At 68.0% G+C, this 19,320-nt stretch carries 16 protein-coding genes and 1 pseudogene; 8 read left to right on the forward strand and 9 right to left on the reverse strand.

The window, feature by feature from the left end:
• Positions 1-55 precede the first annotated feature (55 nt).
• On the forward strand, positions 56-412 hold the full coding sequence (locus Q9R22_RS00715; RefSeq protein ID WP_242670451.1) for a hypothetical protein: 357 nt from the start codon (positions 56-58) through the stop codon (positions 410-412).
• Between the two features lie 144 nt (positions 413-556).
• Here Q9R22_RS00715 and mfd read toward each other — a convergent pair whose 3' ends face one another.
• Positions 557-4,315 carry a transcription-repair coupling factor gene (gene mfd, locus Q9R22_RS00720; protein ID WP_131333264.1) on the reverse strand — a complete coding sequence of 1,253 codons (3,759 nt, stop codon included), beginning with the start codon at positions 4,313-4,315 and terminating at the stop codon, positions 557-559.
• A gap of 258 nt (positions 4,316-4,573) precedes the next feature.
• Here mfd and Q9R22_RS00725 point away from each other — a divergent pair, with 258 nt between their 5' ends.
• Positions 4,574-5,422 (forward strand): uroporphyrinogen-III synthase, encoded by an 849-nt coding sequence (locus tag Q9R22_RS00725; protein WP_131333265.1) that lies wholly within the window; start codon positions 4,574-4,576, stop codon positions 5,420-5,422.
• Here Q9R22_RS00725 and Q9R22_RS00730 read toward each other — a convergent pair.
• Complete coding sequence (locus tag Q9R22_RS00730; RefSeq protein ID WP_396415653.1) at positions 5,395-6,213, reverse strand: sirohydrochlorin chelatase; 819 nt, start codon at positions 6,211-6,213, stop codon at positions 5,395-5,397. The two genes, Q9R22_RS00725 and Q9R22_RS00730, sit on opposite strands and share 28 nt — an antisense overlap.
• Positions 6,214-6,359: 146 nt before the next feature.
• Between Q9R22_RS00730 and Q9R22_RS00735 the strand changes: the two genes are divergently transcribed.
• Positions 6,360-6,860, forward strand: coding sequence for a DUF2505 domain-containing protein (locus Q9R22_RS00735; protein WP_131333267.1), 501 nt, complete (start codon positions 6,360-6,362; stop codon positions 6,858-6,860).
• Between the two features lie 115 nt (positions 6,861-6,975).
• The gene (nhaA, locus tag Q9R22_RS00740; protein WP_311253932.1) at positions 6,976-8,268 is read left to right on the forward strand and encodes a Na+/H+ antiporter NhaA; all 1,293 of its coding nucleotides are present in this window, start codon (positions 6,976-6,978) and stop codon (positions 8,266-8,268) included.
• A gap of 76 nt (positions 8,269-8,344) precedes the next feature.
• On the opposite strand, the gene pth (Q9R22_RS00745) is transcribed toward nhaA, so the two are convergent.
• Complete coding sequence (pth, locus tag Q9R22_RS00745; protein WP_131333268.1) at positions 8,345-8,932, reverse strand: aminoacyl-tRNA hydrolase; 588 nt, start codon at positions 8,930-8,932, stop codon at positions 8,345-8,347.
• A gap of 230 nt (positions 8,933-9,162) precedes the next feature.
• Here pth (Q9R22_RS00745) and Q9R22_RS00750 point away from each other — a divergent pair.
• Together Q9R22_RS00750 and Q9R22_RS00755 are read left to right on the forward strand one after the other, a co-directional pair.
• Positions 9,163-9,330 (forward strand): annotated as a pseudogene (locus Q9R22_RS00750) (Na+/H+ antiporter NhaA); the annotation flags it as partial.
• A gap of 79 nt (positions 9,331-9,409) precedes the next feature.
• A complete protein-coding gene (locus Q9R22_RS00755) occupies positions 9,410-9,685 on the forward strand; it encodes a Na+/H+ antiporter NhaA (RefSeq protein WP_311253933.1) in 276 nt (91 codons plus the stop codon).
• A gap of 109 nt (positions 9,686-9,794) precedes the next feature.
• Here Q9R22_RS00755 and Q9R22_RS00760 read toward each other — a convergent pair whose 3' ends face one another.
• The 5 genes from Q9R22_RS00760 to Q9R22_RS00780 form a co-directional block, all read right to left on the reverse strand.
• Positions 9,795-10,436: a transposase gene (locus Q9R22_RS00760; RefSeq protein ID WP_311253934.1), complete on the reverse strand. Its 642-nt coding sequence runs from the start codon at positions 10,434-10,436 to the stop codon at positions 9,795-9,797.
• Between the two features lie 577 nt (positions 10,437-11,013).
• Positions 11,014-11,487 carry a Fe-S cluster assembly sulfur transfer protein SufU gene (gene sufU / locus Q9R22_RS00765; RefSeq protein WP_311253935.1) on the reverse strand — a complete coding sequence of 158 codons (474 nt, stop codon included), beginning with the start codon at positions 11,485-11,487 and terminating at the stop codon, positions 11,014-11,016.
• Positions 11,484-12,779: a SufS family cysteine desulfurase gene (locus Q9R22_RS00770; protein ID WP_311253936.1), complete on the reverse strand. Its 1,296-nt coding sequence runs from the start codon at positions 12,777-12,779 to the stop codon at positions 11,484-11,486. The genes sufU and Q9R22_RS00770 overlap by 4 nt, the downstream gene beginning before the upstream one ends.
• A 174-nt stretch (positions 12,780-12,953) precedes the next feature.
• Positions 12,954-13,538, reverse strand: a complete 585-nt coding sequence (pth, locus tag Q9R22_RS00775) for an aminoacyl-tRNA hydrolase (RefSeq protein ID WP_311253937.1) — start codon at positions 13,536-13,538, stop codon at positions 12,954-12,956.
• Positions 13,539-13,718: 180 nt separating this feature from the next.
• On the reverse strand, positions 13,719-14,345 hold the full coding sequence (locus Q9R22_RS00780; protein ID WP_311253938.1) for a 50S ribosomal protein L25/general stress protein Ctc: 627 nt from the start codon (positions 14,343-14,345) through the stop codon (positions 13,719-13,721).
• A gap of 510 nt (positions 14,346-14,855) precedes the next feature.
• Here Q9R22_RS00780 and Q9R22_RS00785 point away from each other — a divergent pair.
• Positions 14,856-16,334 (forward strand): sugar transferase, encoded by a 1,479-nt coding sequence (locus tag Q9R22_RS00785; RefSeq protein WP_131333270.1) that lies wholly within the window; start codon positions 14,856-14,858, stop codon positions 16,332-16,334.
• Between the two features lie 165 nt (positions 16,335-16,499).
• Positions 16,500-18,197: a GH25 family lysozyme gene (locus tag Q9R22_RS00790; RefSeq protein ID WP_131333271.1), complete on the forward strand. Its 1,698-nt coding sequence runs from the start codon at positions 16,500-16,502 to the stop codon at positions 18,195-18,197.
• Between the two features lie 127 nt (positions 18,198-18,324).
• Here Q9R22_RS00790 and Q9R22_RS00795 read toward each other — a convergent pair whose 3' ends face one another.
• Positions 18,325-19,305: a ribose-phosphate diphosphokinase gene (locus Q9R22_RS00795; RefSeq protein WP_131333272.1), complete on the reverse strand. Its 981-nt coding sequence runs from the start codon at positions 19,303-19,305 to the stop codon at positions 18,325-18,327.
• Positions 19,306-19,320: the final 15 nt, after the last annotated feature.

A 19,320-nucleotide genomic window follows, 5' to 3' on the forward strand; every position in this document is an offset into this window, starting at 1 on the left:
ACACACGAGCGATCAGTACTCCGCTGGGCGCACGGTGGAGGATGGCAGCCACGCGGTGACCGAGGACAACCGGGCCGCCCGCTCCGACCACGATTCCGCGTCCCGCCGCAAGCCGCAGTACTCTGGCCAGGATGACGTCGTGAAGAACGCCATCCTCTTCGGCGGCGGTTTCATCACCATCCTGGTGAGCCTTTACCTCTTCGCGTCCTACCCGGACAGCTGGTTGCTGTTCCTGCTCGGAATCCTGGCCTACGGTCTGGCCCTCATGGTCCCCACCACGATCCTCAACGGCAGCACCGCCAAGCACTCCACGGGTGGCAAGGAAGTCACCCTGGACCTCCCGCGCGACGCCTCCGAGATGGCCCGCCAGCCCATTGGAGCGAGTCAGCGCCAGGACAACGTGAGCCACTGACGCATCACATCCACGACAGCCCCACTCGTCCACCCGGATGAGCGGGGCTGTTTCCATGTGGGGACCTGCGACGACGCCGCGCCAAGGTACCCGGGGTGAGTCAGTACCCGAGCGAGGCGGCGCCCGGACGGGGCCGCGCTATCCCTACTGCGAGACCTCCTCCGTAGGTGCCTGTACCGGAGGGAAGATCGCGTCCAGCACGTCCCGTGCCCATGTGAGGATCTCCCCGTCCACGAGGTCCTTGCCCCCGATCCGCGCGGTCTTGGGTTTGGGGATCAGCGCCATGCGGGTGTCCGCCCCCGGGACGGACTTCACCTGCGCGCCCGGGTACATCCGAGTCAGGCGCATCTCGCGGGACTCGGTGAGCTCGGCCGGCGAGAACCGGATCATGGTGCCCTGGGTGGCCACGTCCGTGAGACCCGCGGCGCGCGCCCGGATCCGCAACCGGGCGACGTCGAGCAGGTTCTCCACCGGGGTGGGTAGCGGGCCGTAACGGTCCTTGAGTTCCTCGCCGGCCTCCGCGACGGCTTCTTCCGTGGCGGCGTTCGCGATCGTGCGGTACGCCTCGAGCCGCAAGCGCTCACCGGGCACGTAGTCGTGCGGGAGGTGGGCGTTGACGGGCAGCTCGATCTTCATCTCGGCGGGACCCGTGTCCTGGTCGCCGCGGTACTCGGCCACCGCCTCCCCCACGAGCCGCAGGTACATGTCGAAGCCCACGCCCGCGATGTGTCCGGACTGTTCCCCGCCCAGCAGGTTGCCCGCGCCGCGGATCTCGAGGTCCTTCATGGCCAATTGCAAGCCCGAGCCGAGCTCGTTGTGGGCGGCCACGGCCTTGAGCCGTTCCAGTGCCGTCTCGCTGAGCGGTTTCTCCGTGGGGTACAGGAAATAGGCGTAGGCACGTTCACGCCCACGGCCCACGCGACCGCGCAACTGGTGCAGCTGCGACAGCCCGTAGCGGTCCGCATGGTCCACGATCAGCGTGTTGGCGTTGGCGATGTCCAGGCCCGTTTCCACGATGGTGGTGCACACCAGGACGTCGAACTTCTTCTCCCAGAAGTCCACGATGATCTGCTCCAGGCGCGACTCGCTCATCTGCCCGTGGGCCACCGCGATCCGCGCCTCGGGGACGAGTTCGGCGAGCGCTTTGGCCTGCGCCTCGATCGAGGACACACGGTTGTGGATGAAAAACACCTGGCCCTCGCGCATGAGCTCACGCCGGATGGCCGCGGAGACCTGCTTGTCCGTGTAGGGCCCCGCGTACGTGAGCACGGGGTGGCGTTCCTCGGGCGGGGTCGCGAGCGTGGAGGTCTCACGGATGCCCGTCATGGACATCTCCAGCGTGCGCGGGATGGGGGTCGCGGACATGGCCAGGACGTCCACGTCCGTGCGCATGGCCTTGAGCTTCTCCTTGTGCTCCACGCCGAAACGCTGTTCCTCGTCGATGATCACCAGGCCCAGGTTCTTGAACTGGGTCTCCTTGGAGAGCAGTCGGTGGGTCCCGACGACGACGTCGATCGCGCCGGAGCGCAGTCCCTCGAGCGTGGCCTTGGACTCCTTGGCGCTCTGGAACCGGGACAGCGTGGCCAGGCGCACCGGGAAGCCCGAGAAGCGTTCGGCGAAGGTCTCGGTGTGCTGCTGGGCGAGCAACGTGGTGGGCACGAGCACGGCCACCTGTTTGCCGTCCTGCACGGCCTTGAACGCCGCGCGCACCGCGACCTCGGTCTTGCCGTAGCCCACGTCCCCGGAGATCAACCGGTCCATGGGGATGGGCCGTTCCATGTCCGCCTTGACCTCGTCGATCGTGGTGAGCTGATCCGGGGTCTCCACGTACGGGAAGGCCTGTTCGAGTTCGCGCTGCCACGGGGTGTCCGGGCCGAACGCGTAGCCCTTGGACGCCATGCGCGCCGAGTACAGCCGGATCAGTTCGTTGGCGATCTCCTTGACGGCCTTCTTGGCGCTGCGCTTGGTCTTGTTCCAGTCCGCGCCACCCATCTTGGACAACGACGGCGCTTCCCCGCCCACGTACGTGCTCACCTGGTCGAGCTGCTCCGTGGGCACGAACAACCGGTCCCGGGGACCGTTGCGCTTGGACGGCGCGTACTCGAGCACGAGGTACTCGCGCACGGGCTTGGGTTGACCCGGGGCGGTCATGGCCCCGGCGATCGGTCGCTGCACGAGTTCGATGAACTGCCCGATCCCGTGCTGCTCGTGCACCACGTAGTCGCCCTTCTGCAGGGCCAGGGGGTCCACCTGGTTGCGCTTGCGCCGCTGCGGCAGTTTGCGCTGCGCCCGGTTGTCGTAGGCGGTGGAACGCCCGAGCACGTCCGCCTCGGTCAGCAGGGCGGTGCGCGTGGACTCGATGACGAACCCGCGTCCGGCGCGGGCCGTGGTCAGTTCCACGAGACCGGCCCGGGGCACCTCCGTGAGGCTGTCGCACCGGGCGGCGGGGATCTCCGCCCCGTGCAGCAGCTCGCTCAGCCGCTGCAGCGGTCCGGGGCCGTCCGTGACGAGCACGACCCGCCAGTCGTCGTGCATGCGCTCCCCCAGGAAGCGCAGCATGGCCTCCACGTCCCCCGAGAACCGGGTGGGTTCGCGCGCCGTGACGGTCAGGGTGTCGGCGTCGGTGTCCGCGAGCCGGACCTCCTCGTCCGCGGTGTCGGCGTCGATCTGGGAGGTCGTCACGGCGTTGACGTTGAGCCCCGTGACGGACCACCACCCCACCGACCGGTCGAGCGCGAGTTCCCGGACCTCCCCCACGGTGTGGAAGGACCCGGCGGCGGGCGTGCGGGACGCGCCGTCGTCGGCGTCGAGCGCGGCGTGCAGGTCCAGCGGGGCGTCGTTGCCGCCCGAGGCGGACTCCCACGCGGCCGTGAGGAACTCCTGGTTGGTGGCCACGAGGTCGTGCGCGCGGGCCCGGACCTTCTCGGGTTCGAGCACCACGGTCATGGAGCCTTCGGGCAGCAGGGACATGAGCTGGACCATCTCGTCCGCGAGCAGTGGCGCGAGCGATTCCATGCCCTCCACGTACTGCCCGCCAGCAATACGCTCCAGGATCTCGCGCCCGCCCGGCAGCTGTTCCTTGAGCTTGGCGGCGCGCGACTGCACCGACGGGGTGATGAGCAGTTCGCGGCACGGCGGCGCCACGATCACGGACGGGTGTTCGGCATCGGTCAGCGTGCGCTGGTCCGCGACCGCGAACCACCGCATCTCGTCGAGCTCGTCCCCGAAGAACTCCGCGCGCACCGGGTGGTCCTCGGTGGGCGGGAAGACGTCGATGATCCCACCGCGCACCGCGAACTCACCACGGCGGGTCACCATGTCCACGCGCGAATACGCTGCCCCGGCAAGACGTGCCACGAGCTGCTGGAAGTCGTACTCCTGGCCCGTGCGCAGCGTCACCGGTTTCATGGCACCCAGCCCGGCGACCACGGGCTGCAGCACCGAACGCACCGGCGCCACGACCACGCGCAGCGGCTGTTCCCCGTCCTGCACATGGTCCAGGCGCCGCAGCACGCTCAATCGCTGACCCACGGTGTCCGAGCGCGGCGAGAGTCGTTCGTGCGGCAGGGTCTCCCAGGACGGGAAATTCGCGATCTGCTCGGCGGGCACGTAGGACTCGAGCCCCGACTGCAGTTCCTCGGCCTCACGTCCCGTGGCGGTCACGGCAAGCAGGATCGGGGTGGACCCCGAGGAACCGCCCTTGGCCCCGTCGGACGACGACGCTGCCCCGGCCCCGTCCGCGAGCCCCCGCGCGATCTGCGCGAGCACCGGCGCGCGCAAGCCGTCGGTCGCGCTGATGATCGTCTCGGCGGAGCGTTCCGTGAGCGGCCGGGCGGCCTGCGCGCGGATGTTCGCGAAGCTGCGGTCCTCGGAGAGCGCGGTGAGCAGACCGGTCAGGGACATGGGTGGCTGACTCCTGGTGGGTGCGGTGATCGGGACCTGTGGCCCCGCGCCCATGACGGGCGCGACGGAACGCGCTACAGCCTACTCGGGACGTCGGACACGATCCCCCGCGAGCGCCCCGTCCGGAACATGCCCTCGCAAGAAGTGCACCGGGTCGGCCGGACTCACGCGAGGTCAGCCCCGTACGCGAGCGCGCGGACCCGACACCCGTTCCCACGGCCGGACTCGCACCGGGCGGCCCGCTCGTACCCTGGAGATATGACAACAGCTGAGCACCCCGCCCTGACCGGACTGACCGTGGCCGTGACCGCGCATCGCCGCGCCGCCGAGCAGGGCGGGGCGTTCGAACGCCACGGGGCACGTGTGCTCCACGCGCCCGCGCTCAAGCTCGCCCCGGTGGACGAGGACGACGCCGTGTTGGCCACCGTGCGCGAGACGATCGCGACTCCCCCGGACGCCGTGCTCGTCACGACGGGCTACGGCTTCGACCGGTGGCTGCGCGTGGCCGAGCAGGAAGGGCTGGGTGACGAGCTGCTGAAGACGCTGCGCGGCGTCGTCGTCATGGCACGCGGAGCGAAGGCCCGGGGGCAGTTGCAGGCCAAGGGCGTGACGTGCGCGTACACGGGTGCGTCCGGGCGCACCGCGGAACTCGTGGGCCGCGTGCTCGCGGGGGATCCCGCGGCGCAGCGCCCCGCGACCGTGACCGTGCAGGTGCACGGCACCACGGACGAGGAGCAGCTCGAGCGGTTGCGCGCGGGTGGGATCGCGGTGCGCGTGGTGGCGCCCTATCAGTGGGAGTCCGCGGACGAGGGTTCCCGACTGGCCGGGCTCGTGCGCGACGTCGTGGCCGGGGAGATCGACTACGTCACGTTCACCGCCGCGCCCGCCGTGGACGCGCTGTTCGACGCCGCTCGCTCGGTGGGCGCGTACGACGAGTTGGTGGGCGCATTACGCGAGGGCCGGTGCACCGCGGTGGCGATCGGGCCGGTGTGTGTACAACCGCTCGAGGAAGCGGGCATCACGAACGCCGTGGTGCCCGAGCGGTTCCGCCTGGGGGCCATGGTCAAGGCCGTGTGCGATCACGCGCGGGAGGCCGCCTCGCGGTAGTGCTCCACAGTGAGCTCCATGAGTTCCGGGGGCACCGATCCGGGGTGGACGAGTAGCGGCTCGGCCACGACGTCGCCGCCGGCCGTGAGGACGCGACCGTGGAAGAAGCCCGGCGCCAGGAGGTACGGGACGAGCAGCACGCGCCCGGCATCGGCTGACGTGGTTTCCGAGTTCTGCGCTGCGTACGGGCGCGATGCTCGACCGTGGGAGCCGGGCCGTTCGGAGTGTTGACCGAGCTCCGCGCGCGCGGCGGCCACGGCATCGGGAACCGAGGGCCGCGCCGCTGAGAGGTAGGCGGCCGTCACGGGCGTGCCCAGTGCATCGCCGAGGTATCGGGCCATGAGCTCGCAATCGTCCCGCGAACGGGGATCGGAGGATCCCGCCGCGACCATGAGCACGCGATCGGCCGGTGCGAGACCGGGTGCGCCCGCGGCGTCGAGCGCCTCGGTGAGCCGCCGGGCCATCACGCCCGCCAGGCGCCGGTCGGGGCCCAGTGCCGCGGCCACGACGTGCTGTGGTGAGGACTGGACGGCCCGGGCCATGTCCACGAACACGTGGTACCCGGCGGAGAGCAACAGCGGCACGACCACCGCGGGGTGCTCGGCGTGTTCCCGGGTGCGCGCCACCAGGTCGGGTTCCTGGACGTCCACCCACGTGTCCACCACGTCCACCTCGGGAAGGGCCGCACGCACCTGCTCGACCAGGGCGGCGACGGCGCGTTGTCCCCGCTCGTCGCGGGTCCCGTGGGCGCACGCGAGCAGGACGGGAGCGGAGGCGGGATGCGGGTTCACACAGTCCATTGTGCCGGTTTCCCGGCTTGCGCGGCGCATCCGGGAGGCCGCGGTCGCGGGACCGATGACTAGGATGAGGGCAGCCCGCGCACCGTGTCCCATGGCGCGCGGAAACCGACGATTCGGCGACGACCCTGAGGAGCACCATGTCCGTCAACGCTTCCACCACCATCAAGGCCCCCGTGGACACCGTCCTGGCCACGTTCGTGGACGAGGCCTTCGTCCGTCACGTGAGCGCCTTGGCCGGAACGCAGTTCGAGTCCTTCGAGGTCAACGGGGACACCTCCACGGCGTTCACGGCGACCACCGTGCGCAGCATGGGCTCGGACAAGCTGCCGGACGTGGCGCAGAAGTTCGTCAAGGGCGGGGTGAAGCTCACCCAGGTGGACACGTACGGCGCCCCCGCCGCGGACGGTACCCGTACCGTGGGCACCGAGATCAAAGTGGCCGGTCTGCCCGTGGGAGCCACCGCGCACCAGACCATCAAGCCCCTGGGTGAGAACGAGACCTCGGTGGACGTCACCGGTGAGGTGCAGGCCAACATCCCGCTCGTGGGCAAGAAGATCGCCGCGGCCGCCGAGCCCTACATCGGCAAGGCCCTGACCCTGCAGGCCCGCCAGGCCGAGGCGTGGATCATCAAGAACTGAGCGCCTCGCGGGTCTAGGATGGCCGGGCGGGCACCATCGGTGCCCGCCCGGCCATCCTTCGTCCTATTCGACAACCGCGGTTCACCCGTGAACCACGTGACGGGAGTTCCTTGTCTTGAGCACAGACACGCAGACGTCCTCCGGTTCCGGTGGATCCTTCACGAATTTCCTGCGCCGGGACACCACCGGCGGTCTCTTCCTTCTGATCGCCATGGTGTTGGCCCTCGTGATCGCCAATTCCCCGTGGGGGGAGGTCTACTTCGGGCTGCGTGACACCGAGGTGGGCCCGAGTGTGGCCGGGCTGCAGCACACCGTGGGGCACTGGGCCTCGGATGGGCTGCTCGCGATCTTCTTCTTCCTCACGGGGTTGGAGTTGAAGGCCGAGTTCGTGGACGGGGAACTGCACAACATCCGTAAGGCGATCCTGCCGGTCGTGGCCGCGTGCGGCGGCGTACTCGTTCCCGCGTTGATCTTCCTGGGGGTCAACCTGGCCGCCGGTTCGGAGCGCACCGCGATGCACGGCTGGGCGATCCCCACCGCCACGGACATCGCCTTCGCGGTGTCGGTGCTCGCGGTCGTGGGTTCGTCCCTTCCCGTGGCCATGCGCACGTTCCTGTTGACCCTGGCGGTCGTGGACGACCTCATCGCGATCGCGATCATCGCGTTCGTCTACACCGAGAGCGTGAACTTCCCGTTCCTGGGTGGGGCCGCGGTGCTGCTGGCACTGTACTGGTTCCTCACCCACAAGTTCATGGGGTGGTTCATGGCCCGGCACTGGGCCGCGTGGGTCATCCTGCTGCCCATCGGTGTGGTGACGTGGTGGCTGGTCTACGAGTCCGGGATCCACGCCACGATCGCGGGCGTGCTGCTGGGCTTCATGGTCCCCGTGCTCAAGCAGAAGCCGCGCATCATCCGTCAGGAGGACCCGCGGATGGGGTTGGCGCCCGCGCTCGAACACCGCTTCCGTCCGCTGTCCAACGGCTTCGTGATCCCCGTCTTCGCGTTCTTCTCGGCGGGTGTGGCCGTGGGCGGCTGGGACGGTGTGACCTCCGCCGCCACGGACCCGGTGGCCCTGGGCATCGTGGCCGGTCTACTGCTCGGCAAGCCCATCGGCATCTTCGGTGCCGCGTGGCTCATGGACCGTTTCACGTCCGCGGAGAAGGACCGGGACTACACGTGGTTCGACATGTTCGGCATGACGATCGTCGCGGGCATCGGGTTCACGGTGTCCCTGCTCGTGGGCGAACTGAGCTTCGGAGAGGGCAGCCCCCACGGCGACCACGCCAAGGTGGGCATCCTGTGCGGTTCCCTGCTCGCCGCGCTGATCGGTGGCACTCTCGTGGCCACGCGCAACAAGAAGTACAAGGCGATGCGCGCGGCCGGCCACGACCCGGACACCCTGGACTGACGCCCACACACCGCTGCACAGGAGACGCGCCCGCTCCCCCGATCCGGGGAGCGGGCGCGTTACTCGTGACGGGCGGTCAGGCCGGGTTGCTCGGATGGAAATGCTGTTGCGTGTCGGTGAGTCCCCGCTCGCTGAGCATTTCCACGGCGTCGGCGGCGTCGGAGACGAGCAGCGGCAGTTCTTTGGCCTGCGCGCCGGAAAATCGCTTGAGCACATAATCGGCGGTATCCATGCGTCCCGGGGGTCGACCCACGCCCACGCGAACCCGGATGTAATCCCTGGTCCCCAGAGCCTTGGTGATGTCCCGCAGCCCGTTGTGACCGCCCTCCCCACCACCGCGCTTGAGCTTGACGGCACCGAAGGGCAGGTCAACGTCGTCGTGGACCACCACGAGCTCGTCCGCTCCCAGGGAGTAGTACTTGGCCAGCGCGCTCACAGGCCCCCCGGAGACGTTCATGTAGCTCAAGGGCTGGGCCACCACGAGTCGCGGCGCCCCCGGACGTATCCGGGTCTCCGCCACGGCGGCGCGCGCCTTGTGGGCGGAGAGTTTCACGCCGGCGCGCTGCGCGAGTTCGGCCACGACCATGGCACCGATGTTGTGCCGGGTCCCCGCGTAGCGGTCCCCCGGGTTGCCCAGTCCCACGACCAGCGTCCGCTGCGTCATCTCGTGTCCCTTCTTCCGGGCGGGGGCCCCGCTCGTTCGTCCCGCACCGTATCGAGTGTCGGATTGTTCGTTGCCGCCCCCGTGTCCGGACCCGGGGACGACGACGGCGGCAGGCACACGTGGTGCTTGCCGCCGCTCATCACTCGGCACTGTGGCCGTCCTGGTGGTCGTGGGCTCGGCCCTGCCTACCCACCATTGCCGGTGTTTTGCTGGGGTTCATGGTGCCCGTCATGAAGACCACTCCCCGAGTCATCCGTCACGAGGACCCCGAGATGGGCCTGGCCCCGGCCCTCGAGCATCGTTTCCGCCCGCTATCCAACGGCCTGGTCATCCCCATTTTCGCGTTCTTATCCGCCGGCGTCGCCGTGGACGGCATCGAGGGCATCAAGTCCGCAGCCACTGATCCCGTGGCGCTGGGTATCGTGGCCGGTCTGCTGATCGGTAAACCCGTGGGGATCTTCGGCGCATCCATGGCTCATGGACCGGTTCAGCCCAGCGGTCAAGGACAACGACTACACCTGGACCGACATGTTCGGCATGTCGGTCGTGGCCGGTATCGGCTTCACGGTGTCCCTGCTCGTGGCCGAGCTGAGCTTCGGCACCGGCAGCCCCCACAAAGACCACGCCAAGGCGGGAATTCTGTTCGGCTCCATGTTGGCCGCCGTCATGGGTGGCATCATGCTGCTGACCCGCAACGCCACGTACAAGAAAATCCGGACCCACGGCGTGGATCCGGGCGTCTACGACAACTGACGTGGCACCGCAACAGGAACGTCGTGCTGCTGCTCATAGTTGTATCGCGGGTCGCTCCACGCGCTACCTCCCGGGACCACCGGCGGGACGGCTTGTAGGGGCGGGAGACCTATCCGGTGGCGGCCCCGCCCATCTGCTCATCCATCACGGCCAAGGACCAGCACCACCCGGCCAGCTCCCGTGCGATAGCCGCGTTAGCGATCGTGGAGCGCCTCTTCCGTTCAAGCATCCGAACCCAGCGGTTGCGCAATCTGCGGTTGCTGGCATCGCCGCGGGCCCGAGCTGCAGCCGGGGCCAGGTCCCAGCGGTCCCGCATGATCTTGCCGATGCAGTATGCCCGGCGGTGGTGCCAGGCTGCGTCGACCAGCAGCCGCCAGGCATGGGTGTTACCGGTCTTGGTGATCGGTCCTCGTGCTCTGCTGGCTCCGGAGGAGTGCTCGCAGGGCACCAGCCCGACGAAGGCCCCGATGGTGTTACCGGTGAAGCGGTGCCAGTCCCCGATCTCCACGGCCAGTCCGAAGCCGGCCAGTGTGGAGATCCCGCGCAAGCACCCCAGCCGGTGGACGACCTCGGCGAATTGGGACTCGGCGGCCATCTGGGTAATCACTTGATCCAGTCGGTCACGGCGGCCCGCAGTGGCCAGAACCGTCTCGTGCTCGGCATCAAAAGCCATCCGCGTGGCCGGGGATCCCAAGTACTGGCGGGCCAGCCACGCGTGATGGGCCCCGGTCCAAGCCTGCCCCACCTTCATGGACGATCCCATGATGTAGCAGCAGCTTCGAGACCCGGTGGCGGGCGCGCATCAGATCTGAACGGCAGCCCTCCCGGGCCCGTACCAGATCCTGGGCGACTTCTTGTTCCACCGACGGCACCACCACGCCAGTGACCTCCTCCAAACGCAGCAACCAGGCCAGGTGCACCGCGTCCTTCGCATCAGTTTTCGCCCGGTCCCCAAAAGTCCGTTGCAGCTTCGAGGGGCCGCCACCACACACCGGATCCCGTCTGCGTTCAACACCCGAGATGACCCGAAACCGATGGGGCGGCCTCGTAGGTCACCGCCACCGGCCCGGGCAGCTGGCGTATCCAGGACCGAATGTGATCGTGATCTGAAGTCAGCCGGGCCTGGAGTAGTTCATCGGTCACCCCGTCGATGGCTGCTGCCCCTACCGATCGGGCGTGCACATCCAGCCCTACGCTCGTACGCTCTGTAAACACCGGGGCCTCCCACAACTGTTGGACAGGCCGGGCATGTCCGGTAACCCAGGAATCTCTGTGAGGGAGGCCCCGGCCCGCAACCCCTCCGCGACAGACGGGTCACTAGATACCGTTTAGACGGTCTTGGACGCCGCGTGCTTCACGGCGTCCTCGACGGCCACCCAGCTGAGCATCGCGCACTTCACGCGCGCCACGAACTTGGACACCCCCGCGAAAGCAGCGGCGTCGCCCAGGATCTCTTCATCCGGAGTCACCTGGCCACGCGACCGCAGCATGTCACGGAAGTGCTCCATCAACGTGTCCAGCTCGGGCAGGCTCATTCCCGGTGCCGTTTCCGCTAACACCGACGCCGCCGCCATGGAAATCGAGCAGCCCTCGCCGTTCCACTCCACGGCCTCCACCGTGGGGGTCTCCCCGCCTGTCACCGTCACCCGCACGGTGATTTCATCACCGCACGTGGGGTTGTACTGATGCGACACTCCGCTGCGCTCACCAGCGGATGAAACGTCCTGGCCCGCCTCCCCACTGCGCTTGTGCGAGTGCTCCAAAATGATGGTCTGGTACAGCTGGTCCAATTCAGCGCTCATGCGCCCTCCGCCCGGAAGTAGCCGCGAACACGCGAAAGCTCGTCGAGGAAGCGATCGACGTCGTCGGTGGTGTTGTACAAATACGTGCTTGCGCGTGTGCTGGCCGTGAGGCCCAATTCGCGGTGGAGCGGCTGGGCGCAGTGGTGACCAACGCGCACGGCAATTCCCGCGGCATCCAAGAGCTGACCCACATCGTGCGCGTGCACCCCGGCCACGTCAATGCTGACCAGGCCCACGCGCTCCATCCCGGGTTCGGGACCGAGGAGACGAACGCCGTCGATCTCGGTGACACCTCGTGCCAACTGGCGGCCGAGTTCGGCCTCCCACGCCTCAATCCGGTCCATGCCGATCGCCTGCAGGTATCGCACGGCCTCAGCCCAGGCGACGGCCTGGCTGATGCGCTGGGTACCGGCATCGAAGCGGACGGGCGAGTCCAGATAGCGAGCATGCTCGGTGGTGACCTCGGTGATCATGGAGCCGCCGGTGAGGAACGTGGGCAGCGCATTGAGCAACTCGTGGCGACCGTAGAGCGCGCCGATGCCCGTGGGACCCAGCATTTTGTGCGCGGAGAACACGGCGAAGTCCACGCCGAGCGCGGGAAAATCTATGGGCATGTGCGGCACGGATTGGCACGCATCGAGAACCGTGAGCGCGCCGATCTTTTGGGCCTCCCCCACGATGGCCTGCACATCCGTGATCGCACCGGTCACGTTGGACACGTGAGTGAACGCGACGAGCTTGGTGCGCTCCGAGACTGTGTCGGCAACCGCCTGGGGCGTGATCAGACCGCGCGCGTCCACGGGAACCACGCGCAGGCTCGCACCCGTGCGGGCTGCCAGTTCCTGCCACGGGATCAAATTCGCGTGGTGCTCCGCCTGGGTCGTGACGATCTCATCATCGGGCCCCACTCGAAACCGCTCCGCGTTCTCGGAACCATTGGAACCTGCGGTCGCGTTGGACATCGCGTAACTGAGCAGGTTCAGCCCCTCGGTGGCGTTGGAGGTCCAGACCAGTGAATAAGGGTCCGCACCCACGAAGTGCGCGATCGTGGCCCGTGCGTCCTCGAAGAGATCCGTGGCCTCGACGGCCAGCGTGTGGGCGCCGCGGTGGACTGCTGCACGATGATGCAGAGTGAAGTCGCGTTCCGCGTCAGCGACCGCCAGGGGCACCTGGGAGGTGGCACCGGTGTCTAGGTACACCAGCGGATGACCCGCCACCTGCGATTCGGTGAGCAGCGGGAAATCCTGCTTCAGCCTCAAGACCTGCTCGTTGTCCAAGGGGGTTGTGGGCATGACTCCTTCTTACGAGCTTCCGCTCCTTGACGAACGCTGCGGGCATTTCGACCGTAGTCCGGTGCGAGCACGGTGACGAATGGTGATTACGCAGTGTTGAGCCCACCGTCACTATGGGCTGGGTCCGCGGTGTCACCGGCCGGCGCGGGCCGGACGCGAGAACCCGGCCCGGTGTCAGGACAATCTGGCGTGGAAGTACTGTTGCGTGTCGGTGAGTCCCCGCTCGCTGAGCATTTCCACGGCGTCGGCGGCGTCGGAGACGAGCAGCGGCAGTTCTTTGGCCTGCGCGCCGGAAAATCGCTTGAGCACATAATCGGCGGTATCCATGCGTCCCGGGGGTCGACCCACGCCCACGCGAACCCGGATGTAATCCCTGGTCCCCAGAGCCTTGGTGATGTCCCGCAGCCCGTTGTGACCGCCCTCCCCACCACCGCGCTTGAGCTTGACGGCACCGAAGGGCAGGTCAACGTCGTCGTGGACCACCACGAGCTCGTCCGCTCCCAGGGAGTAGTACTTGGCCAGCGCGCTCACAGGCCCCCCGGAGACGTTCATGTAGCTCAAGGGCTGGGCCACCACGAGTCGCGGCGCCCCCGGACGTATCCGGGTCTCCGCCACGGCGGCGCGCGCCTTGTGGGCGGAGAGTTTCACGCCGGCGCGCTGCGCGAGTTCGGCCACGACCATGGCACCGATGTTGTGCCGGGTCCCCGCGTAGCGGTCCCCCGGGTTGCCCAGTCCCACGACCAGCGTCCGCTGCGTCATCTCGTGTCCCTTCTTCCGGGCGGGGGCCCCGCTCGTTCGTCCCGCACCGTATCGAGTGTCGGATTGTTCGTTGCCGTCCCCGTGTCCGGACCCGGAGACGACGGCGGCGGCAGGCACACGTGGTGCTTGCCGCCGCTCATCACATCGCCTCAACCCGTTACGGACGGGCGATCACTCGGATCACTCGTCGTCCGAGGACTCCTCGGCCGACTCCTGCGCGGTCTCGACCTCGGCGTCCTCGGTCTCCGGCTCCTCACCCAGGTCCTGCTCCACGGGCTCGGACACGTTGATGACCAGCAGCTCGGGGTCGGACACGAGCGTGACACCGGAGGGCAGGGTCACGTCCGCGGCGTAGACGTGCTCGCCGGCCTCGCGGCCCTCGATGTCCACGACGACGTTCTCAGGAACCTTCAGCGCGTCGGCCTCGACGAGCAGGACGTTCTCCTCCACGTTGTGCACGGCGGTCGCGGCGACCTCGCCCTCGACGGTCACGGGGATCTCGACCTCGACACGCTCACCGCGGCGCACGGTCAGCAGGTCGATGTGCAGGATCTCGGGGCGCACGGGGTGGCGCTGGACGTCCTTGATCATCGCGAGGTGGCCCTCGCCGTCCACGTCGATCTCGAGCACGGCGTTGGAGTTACGGGACGCAAGCATCATTTCGTGGCCCGGCAGGATCACGTGCAGCGGCTCGGCACCGTGGCCGTAGATCACGGCGGGGATCTGGTCGTTGGCGCGCACGCGGCGGGAGTAGCCCTTGCCGAACTCGGTGCGCAGGGTCGCGGGAATGGTGATGACGTCCACCATGGCGGTTCTCCTTCGATCGTGGGTCTGGTTGGTTACCGTCAGACCGTCCGAGTCACGGTGGAGGTGCTCGCACCGTGCGTCCCGAACGTTGTTACGACCGACGTGGTGCGGTACCCCACTCGCCCACCGCTCGGGATGCACTCACCGGTCGCGGTGGATCGTAAGGATCCACAAGCCGTCGTCGATAACGGGGCGGGACGACCGCCCCCTCGCCTTGGCAACGGGCCCACGATAGCACGTGCCCCACCCCCGGCGCCGCCTCCGGGTTTGACCCCCAAGCGGGCGACGACGCGGCCCCGTCAAGGACGTCACATGTCCACAATTCTGTACCGATTCATGAACTCAGGGGATATTCGAGCAGGTGAGAGAGTATGTTGACTGATTAGCGGGCGTAAATCTCGGGGGAGATGAACACCGCGGTGCGGGGACTCGTTGGGAACGGTCCACGCATCGGAGCGAGCGCGTGGGGCGTCTCGCCGTCGAACGGTTTTGGGGGAAGGTTCGTCGACCGTGTTCCAACATGCAAGCCAGAAGCACAAGCACCTGTCGTGGCGCGAGAGCTACCAGACGGAACTGAGGATCTACGACGCTTTGTCCCTGGTGCTCGCGCTCGCCGCGGCCCAGGCCCTGCGGTTCGGCTGGCTGCAGGGGTTGCTGCAGGTGGACGTGCTGCCCGTGCCCTACTGGCTCGTGGGGCTGCTGCTGGCCGTGGGGTGGTGGCTGTGGCTCGAGCTGCGCGGCACCCGCGGTGTGCGGCTGATCGGTAACGGCGCGGAGGAGGCAAAGCAGCTCGTCACGACCTCGCTCACGTTGTTCGCCGCGATCGCCATCGCCTCCTACGCCTTCAACGTGCCCACGGCGCGCGGGTACATCCTGATCGCGCTGCCTCTCGGCACACTGGCCCTTTTCGCAGGACGCATGTGGGCGCGGCGTCAACTCATGCAGCGGCGCAAGAACGGGCTCAACATGTCCCGCACCATGGTGGTGGGTCGCTTCCCGGGGGCGGTGGAACTTGTTGGAGAGCTGCAGAGTCGCCCGGACGCCGGGTTCAACCCCGTGGCGGTCTATATGCCCACCTCGCACCACCAACTGCCGCGGTCCCTGCACTCCGTGCGGGTACCCGTCAACGCACTCGCGCCGGAGGAACGCCCGAGCGTCCAGGGGATCATGCAGGCGTGCCGCGAGCACGACATCGAGACGCTCGTGATGGCCGCCGCCGTACCCCTGAACACCACTGAGATCCGCCACCTGGGCTGGGCGCTCGCGGACGAGCGGATCCGACTGGTCATGAACACCGGGCTCACGGACGTGGCCGGCCCCCGGATCCACACCCAGCAGCTCGTGGGTCTGCCGCTGATCCACGTGGCCACCCCGCGTTTCACCCGGTCCAAGAAGATCGTCAAGCGCATCATCGACGTCACCGGTTCTCTGGCCGCGCTGATCATCCTCTTCCCCGTGATGCTCGTGCTGGGCATCCTGATCAAGGCGCACGACGGCGGTCCCGCGTTCTTCGCGCAGGAGCGCGTGGGGATTGACGGCACCCGGTTCCGGATGCTCAAGTTCCGTTCCATGTACACGGACGCCGAGGAACGCAAGGCCGCCCTGATGGCCGCCAATGAGTCTCAGGGGGACGTGCTCTTCAAGATGAAGGATGATCCCCGCGTGACCGCACCCGGCAAGTGGATGCGCCGGTTCAGCCTGGACGAGCTGCCGCAGTTCATCAACGTGCTCAACGGCAGCATGTCCCTCGTGGGGCCCCGCCCGCCGCTGGCCAGCGAGGTGGACAAGTACGAGCAGCACGTCTACCGCCGCTTGCGTGTGCGCCCCGGGATCACTGGCCTGTGGCAGGTCTCCGGTCGCTCGGACCTCGACTGGAACCAGACCGTGCGCCTGGACCTGTACTACGTGGAGAACTGGTCGCCGGTGCAGGACTTGATCATCATGCTGCGGACCGTGCGTGCGGTCTTCGCATCCGAAGGCGCCTACTGAGGTCGAAATCAGAAGTATTTCTTCTCGAAATGCAATCGTGATGCCCGTTGCGTGTGAGATACATCGAATTCCTGGGTGACCACTTACACTTTCTAGTGCGTCCCCCTGGCCGCTCGCCTTCCCCCCAACGAGTGGCTCCCCCCACACGCAGTAAAGGCTACGCGTATGATCTCCCCCCGAAAATCAGTGCTGCCCGCTGCCGTGACCGCCGCGGTCCTGGTACTGACCACCTTCATGCCCGCCACGGCGGCCAACGATCCCGCGGAGAACCTCAATCCCGAGAAGGGGAAAGTGGTCTCCGTGGAAACCCACGAACTCGAGACGGTTGTCAAGGACCCCCAGCTGCCCACGGCCCCGCCCAAGACCGGTGACAAGAATCCCGGCGCGACCATGGGCCAGAAGATGAAGTCCATGGCGACCACGACCAACCTCTCGGAGGCGTCCGAGAAGGAACTCGACAAGGTGGCCGAGAACGTCCTGGGCCCCGAGGCGGCGAAACCCTCCGCCGCGCCGTCGACCGCGGCGCCGTCGCCCAAGACCCCCGCCACGCCGTCCGCGAGCGCGAACCCGAAGGCCACCGCGAGTGCCGCCGCGCAGGCCGCGGGCACCACGGGCATCGGCCCGGCCGGTTCCATGTCCCTTGTGATCCGGGAGAACAACTGGATCCCGGCCGGGATCCAGGGCATGGACGTCTCCGGGTGGCAGCCTGCCGTGAACTGGAGCGCGGAATACGCCGCTGGCGCACGCTTCGCCTACGTCAAGGCCACCGAGGGGACCGGTTATCACTCCGAGGCCTTCGACGACCAGTACATGGGCTCGTACGAGGTGGGCATGTTCCGCGGCGCGTACCACTTCGCGCTGCCCTCACAGTCCTCGGGTGCCGCCCAGGCGGACTTCTTCATCAACAACGGCGGCGGCTGGTCCTCGGACGGCAAGACCCTGCCCGGCCTGCTGGACATCGAGTACAACCCGTACGCCTCCCTGGGTGGCACGTGCTACAACATGTCCCAGCCGCAGATGACCGCGTGGATCAAGTCCTTCTCGGACCGCTACAAGCAGCGCACTGGTCGACTGCCCGCGATCTACACGACCGCGGACTGGTGGCAGACCTGCACGGGCAACACGGCGCAGTTCAACGACCACCCCCTGCACCTCGCGTCCTACGGCGTCATGGCACCCCAGTGGTACCCCAACGGCTGGTCGCGCTACGACATCTGGCAGTACACGGACAGCGGGCCCTTCTCGGGTGATTCGAACGTGTACGGCGGTTCGTGGGCGCAGCTGCAGGCCCTGGCGTCGTCGTCGAACTACAAGCCGCTGGGCGGGCGCGCGACCGGCTACTCCGTGACCGGCGGCATCGGCGCGATCTACCGCGCCACGGGCGGCGCCGCGAAGTGGGGCACCCCGGTGGGCCCCGAGGCCAACGCCGCGAACGGCGGCCGGTACCAAGAGTTCGTGCGCAACGGCGTGAAGTCCACCGCGTACTGGCACCGCACCACGGGCGGGCACATGGTGCGCAACACGAGCAGCATCGGCGGGAAGTTCATCGGCGCCGGACGGGAACGCGGTTACGGCTTCCCGATCACCGAGGAGCGCTCGCTGGCGGGCGGGGCCTACCAGGTCTTCCGTACCCCGTCCGGTAAGTCCACCAAGCTCATGTGGTCGCCGCGCACGGGTTCGCGCGCGATCAAGGAGTACGGCGCGATCGGTCAGCGCTGGGCGAAGTCCGGTATGGAGCGCGGCCTGGGCTATCCCACGACCGACGAGTACCGCGCGGGCTACGAGATCCGTCAGCAGTTCTCCAACGGATACGTGATCGGGTACAACACCGTCTACGGCGGGACCCGGATCAGCCGGTTGTGATGCCGTGGTGTCCGGGGTGATGCGCCCCGGACACCACGACTCCCGAGTACGACGAAGGCCGGGGTGGCGTGTGCCGCCCCGGCCTTCGTCGTACCGGAAACCGCGTCGTAGCGGTCACCGGCGGTTGTCAGGAGCGGCCGTTGAACAGGCTGGTGACCGATCCGTCCTCGAAGACCTCCTGGATGGCACGGGCGATCAGCGGGGCGATCGAGAGCACCTCGAGGTTCTCGAACTGGTGCTCCGGGGGCACGGGCAGGGTGTCGGTCACGGCCACCTTGTCCGCGCCGCACGAGGACAACCGCCCCACGGCGGGACCGGAGAACACGGCGTGCGTGGCCGCGATGATCACGTTCTTCGCGCCCTGGTCCTTGAGCACCTTCACGGCGCCGGTGATCGTTCCGCCGGTGTCGATCATGTCGTCGATCAGCACGCACGTGCGGCCCTTGATGTTGCCCACGACCTCCTTGGACACCGCCTGGTTGGGCACGGTGATGTCCCGGGTCTTGTGCACGAACGCGAGCGGGGCACCGCCCAGGCGCTCGGCCCACTGCTCGGCCACGCGCACACGGCCGGTGTCCGGGGACACCACGGTCACGTTGTCCACATCCACCACGGAGCGCACGTAGTCGCTCAGCAACGGGATGGCCATGAGGTGGTCCACGGGTCCGTCGAAGAAACCCTGGATCTGCGCGGTGTGCAGGTCCACGGACATCAGCCGGTCCGCACCCGCGGTCTTGTAGAGGTCCGCGATCAAGCGAGCGGAGATGGGCTCGCGGCCGCGGTGCTTCTTGTCCTGGCGCGCGTACGGGTAGAACGGGCTGACCACGGTGATGGACTTGGCGGACGCCCGTTTGAGGGAGTCCAGCATGATGAGCTGCTCCATCAACCACTGGTTGATGGGAGCGGGGTGGGACTGAATCAGGAACGCGTCCGCGCCGCGCACAGACTCACCGAAGCGCACGTAGGTCTCGCCGTTCGCGAAGTCGTACGCGTCCGTGGGGACCAGTTCGGTGCCCAGCTCACGGGCGATGTTGTTGGCGAGTTCGGGATGGGCCCGACCCGAGAGCAGAACCATGCGGTTCGAACCCGTGTTGGTGATGCCGGTCATGTGAACTCGCTTTCC

Source organism: Kocuria sp. PD6 (assembly GCF_031844145.1).
In the GTDB taxonomy this organism is placed as follows: Bacteria; Actinomycetota; Actinomycetes; order Actinomycetales; family Micrococcaceae; genus Kocuria; species Kocuria marina.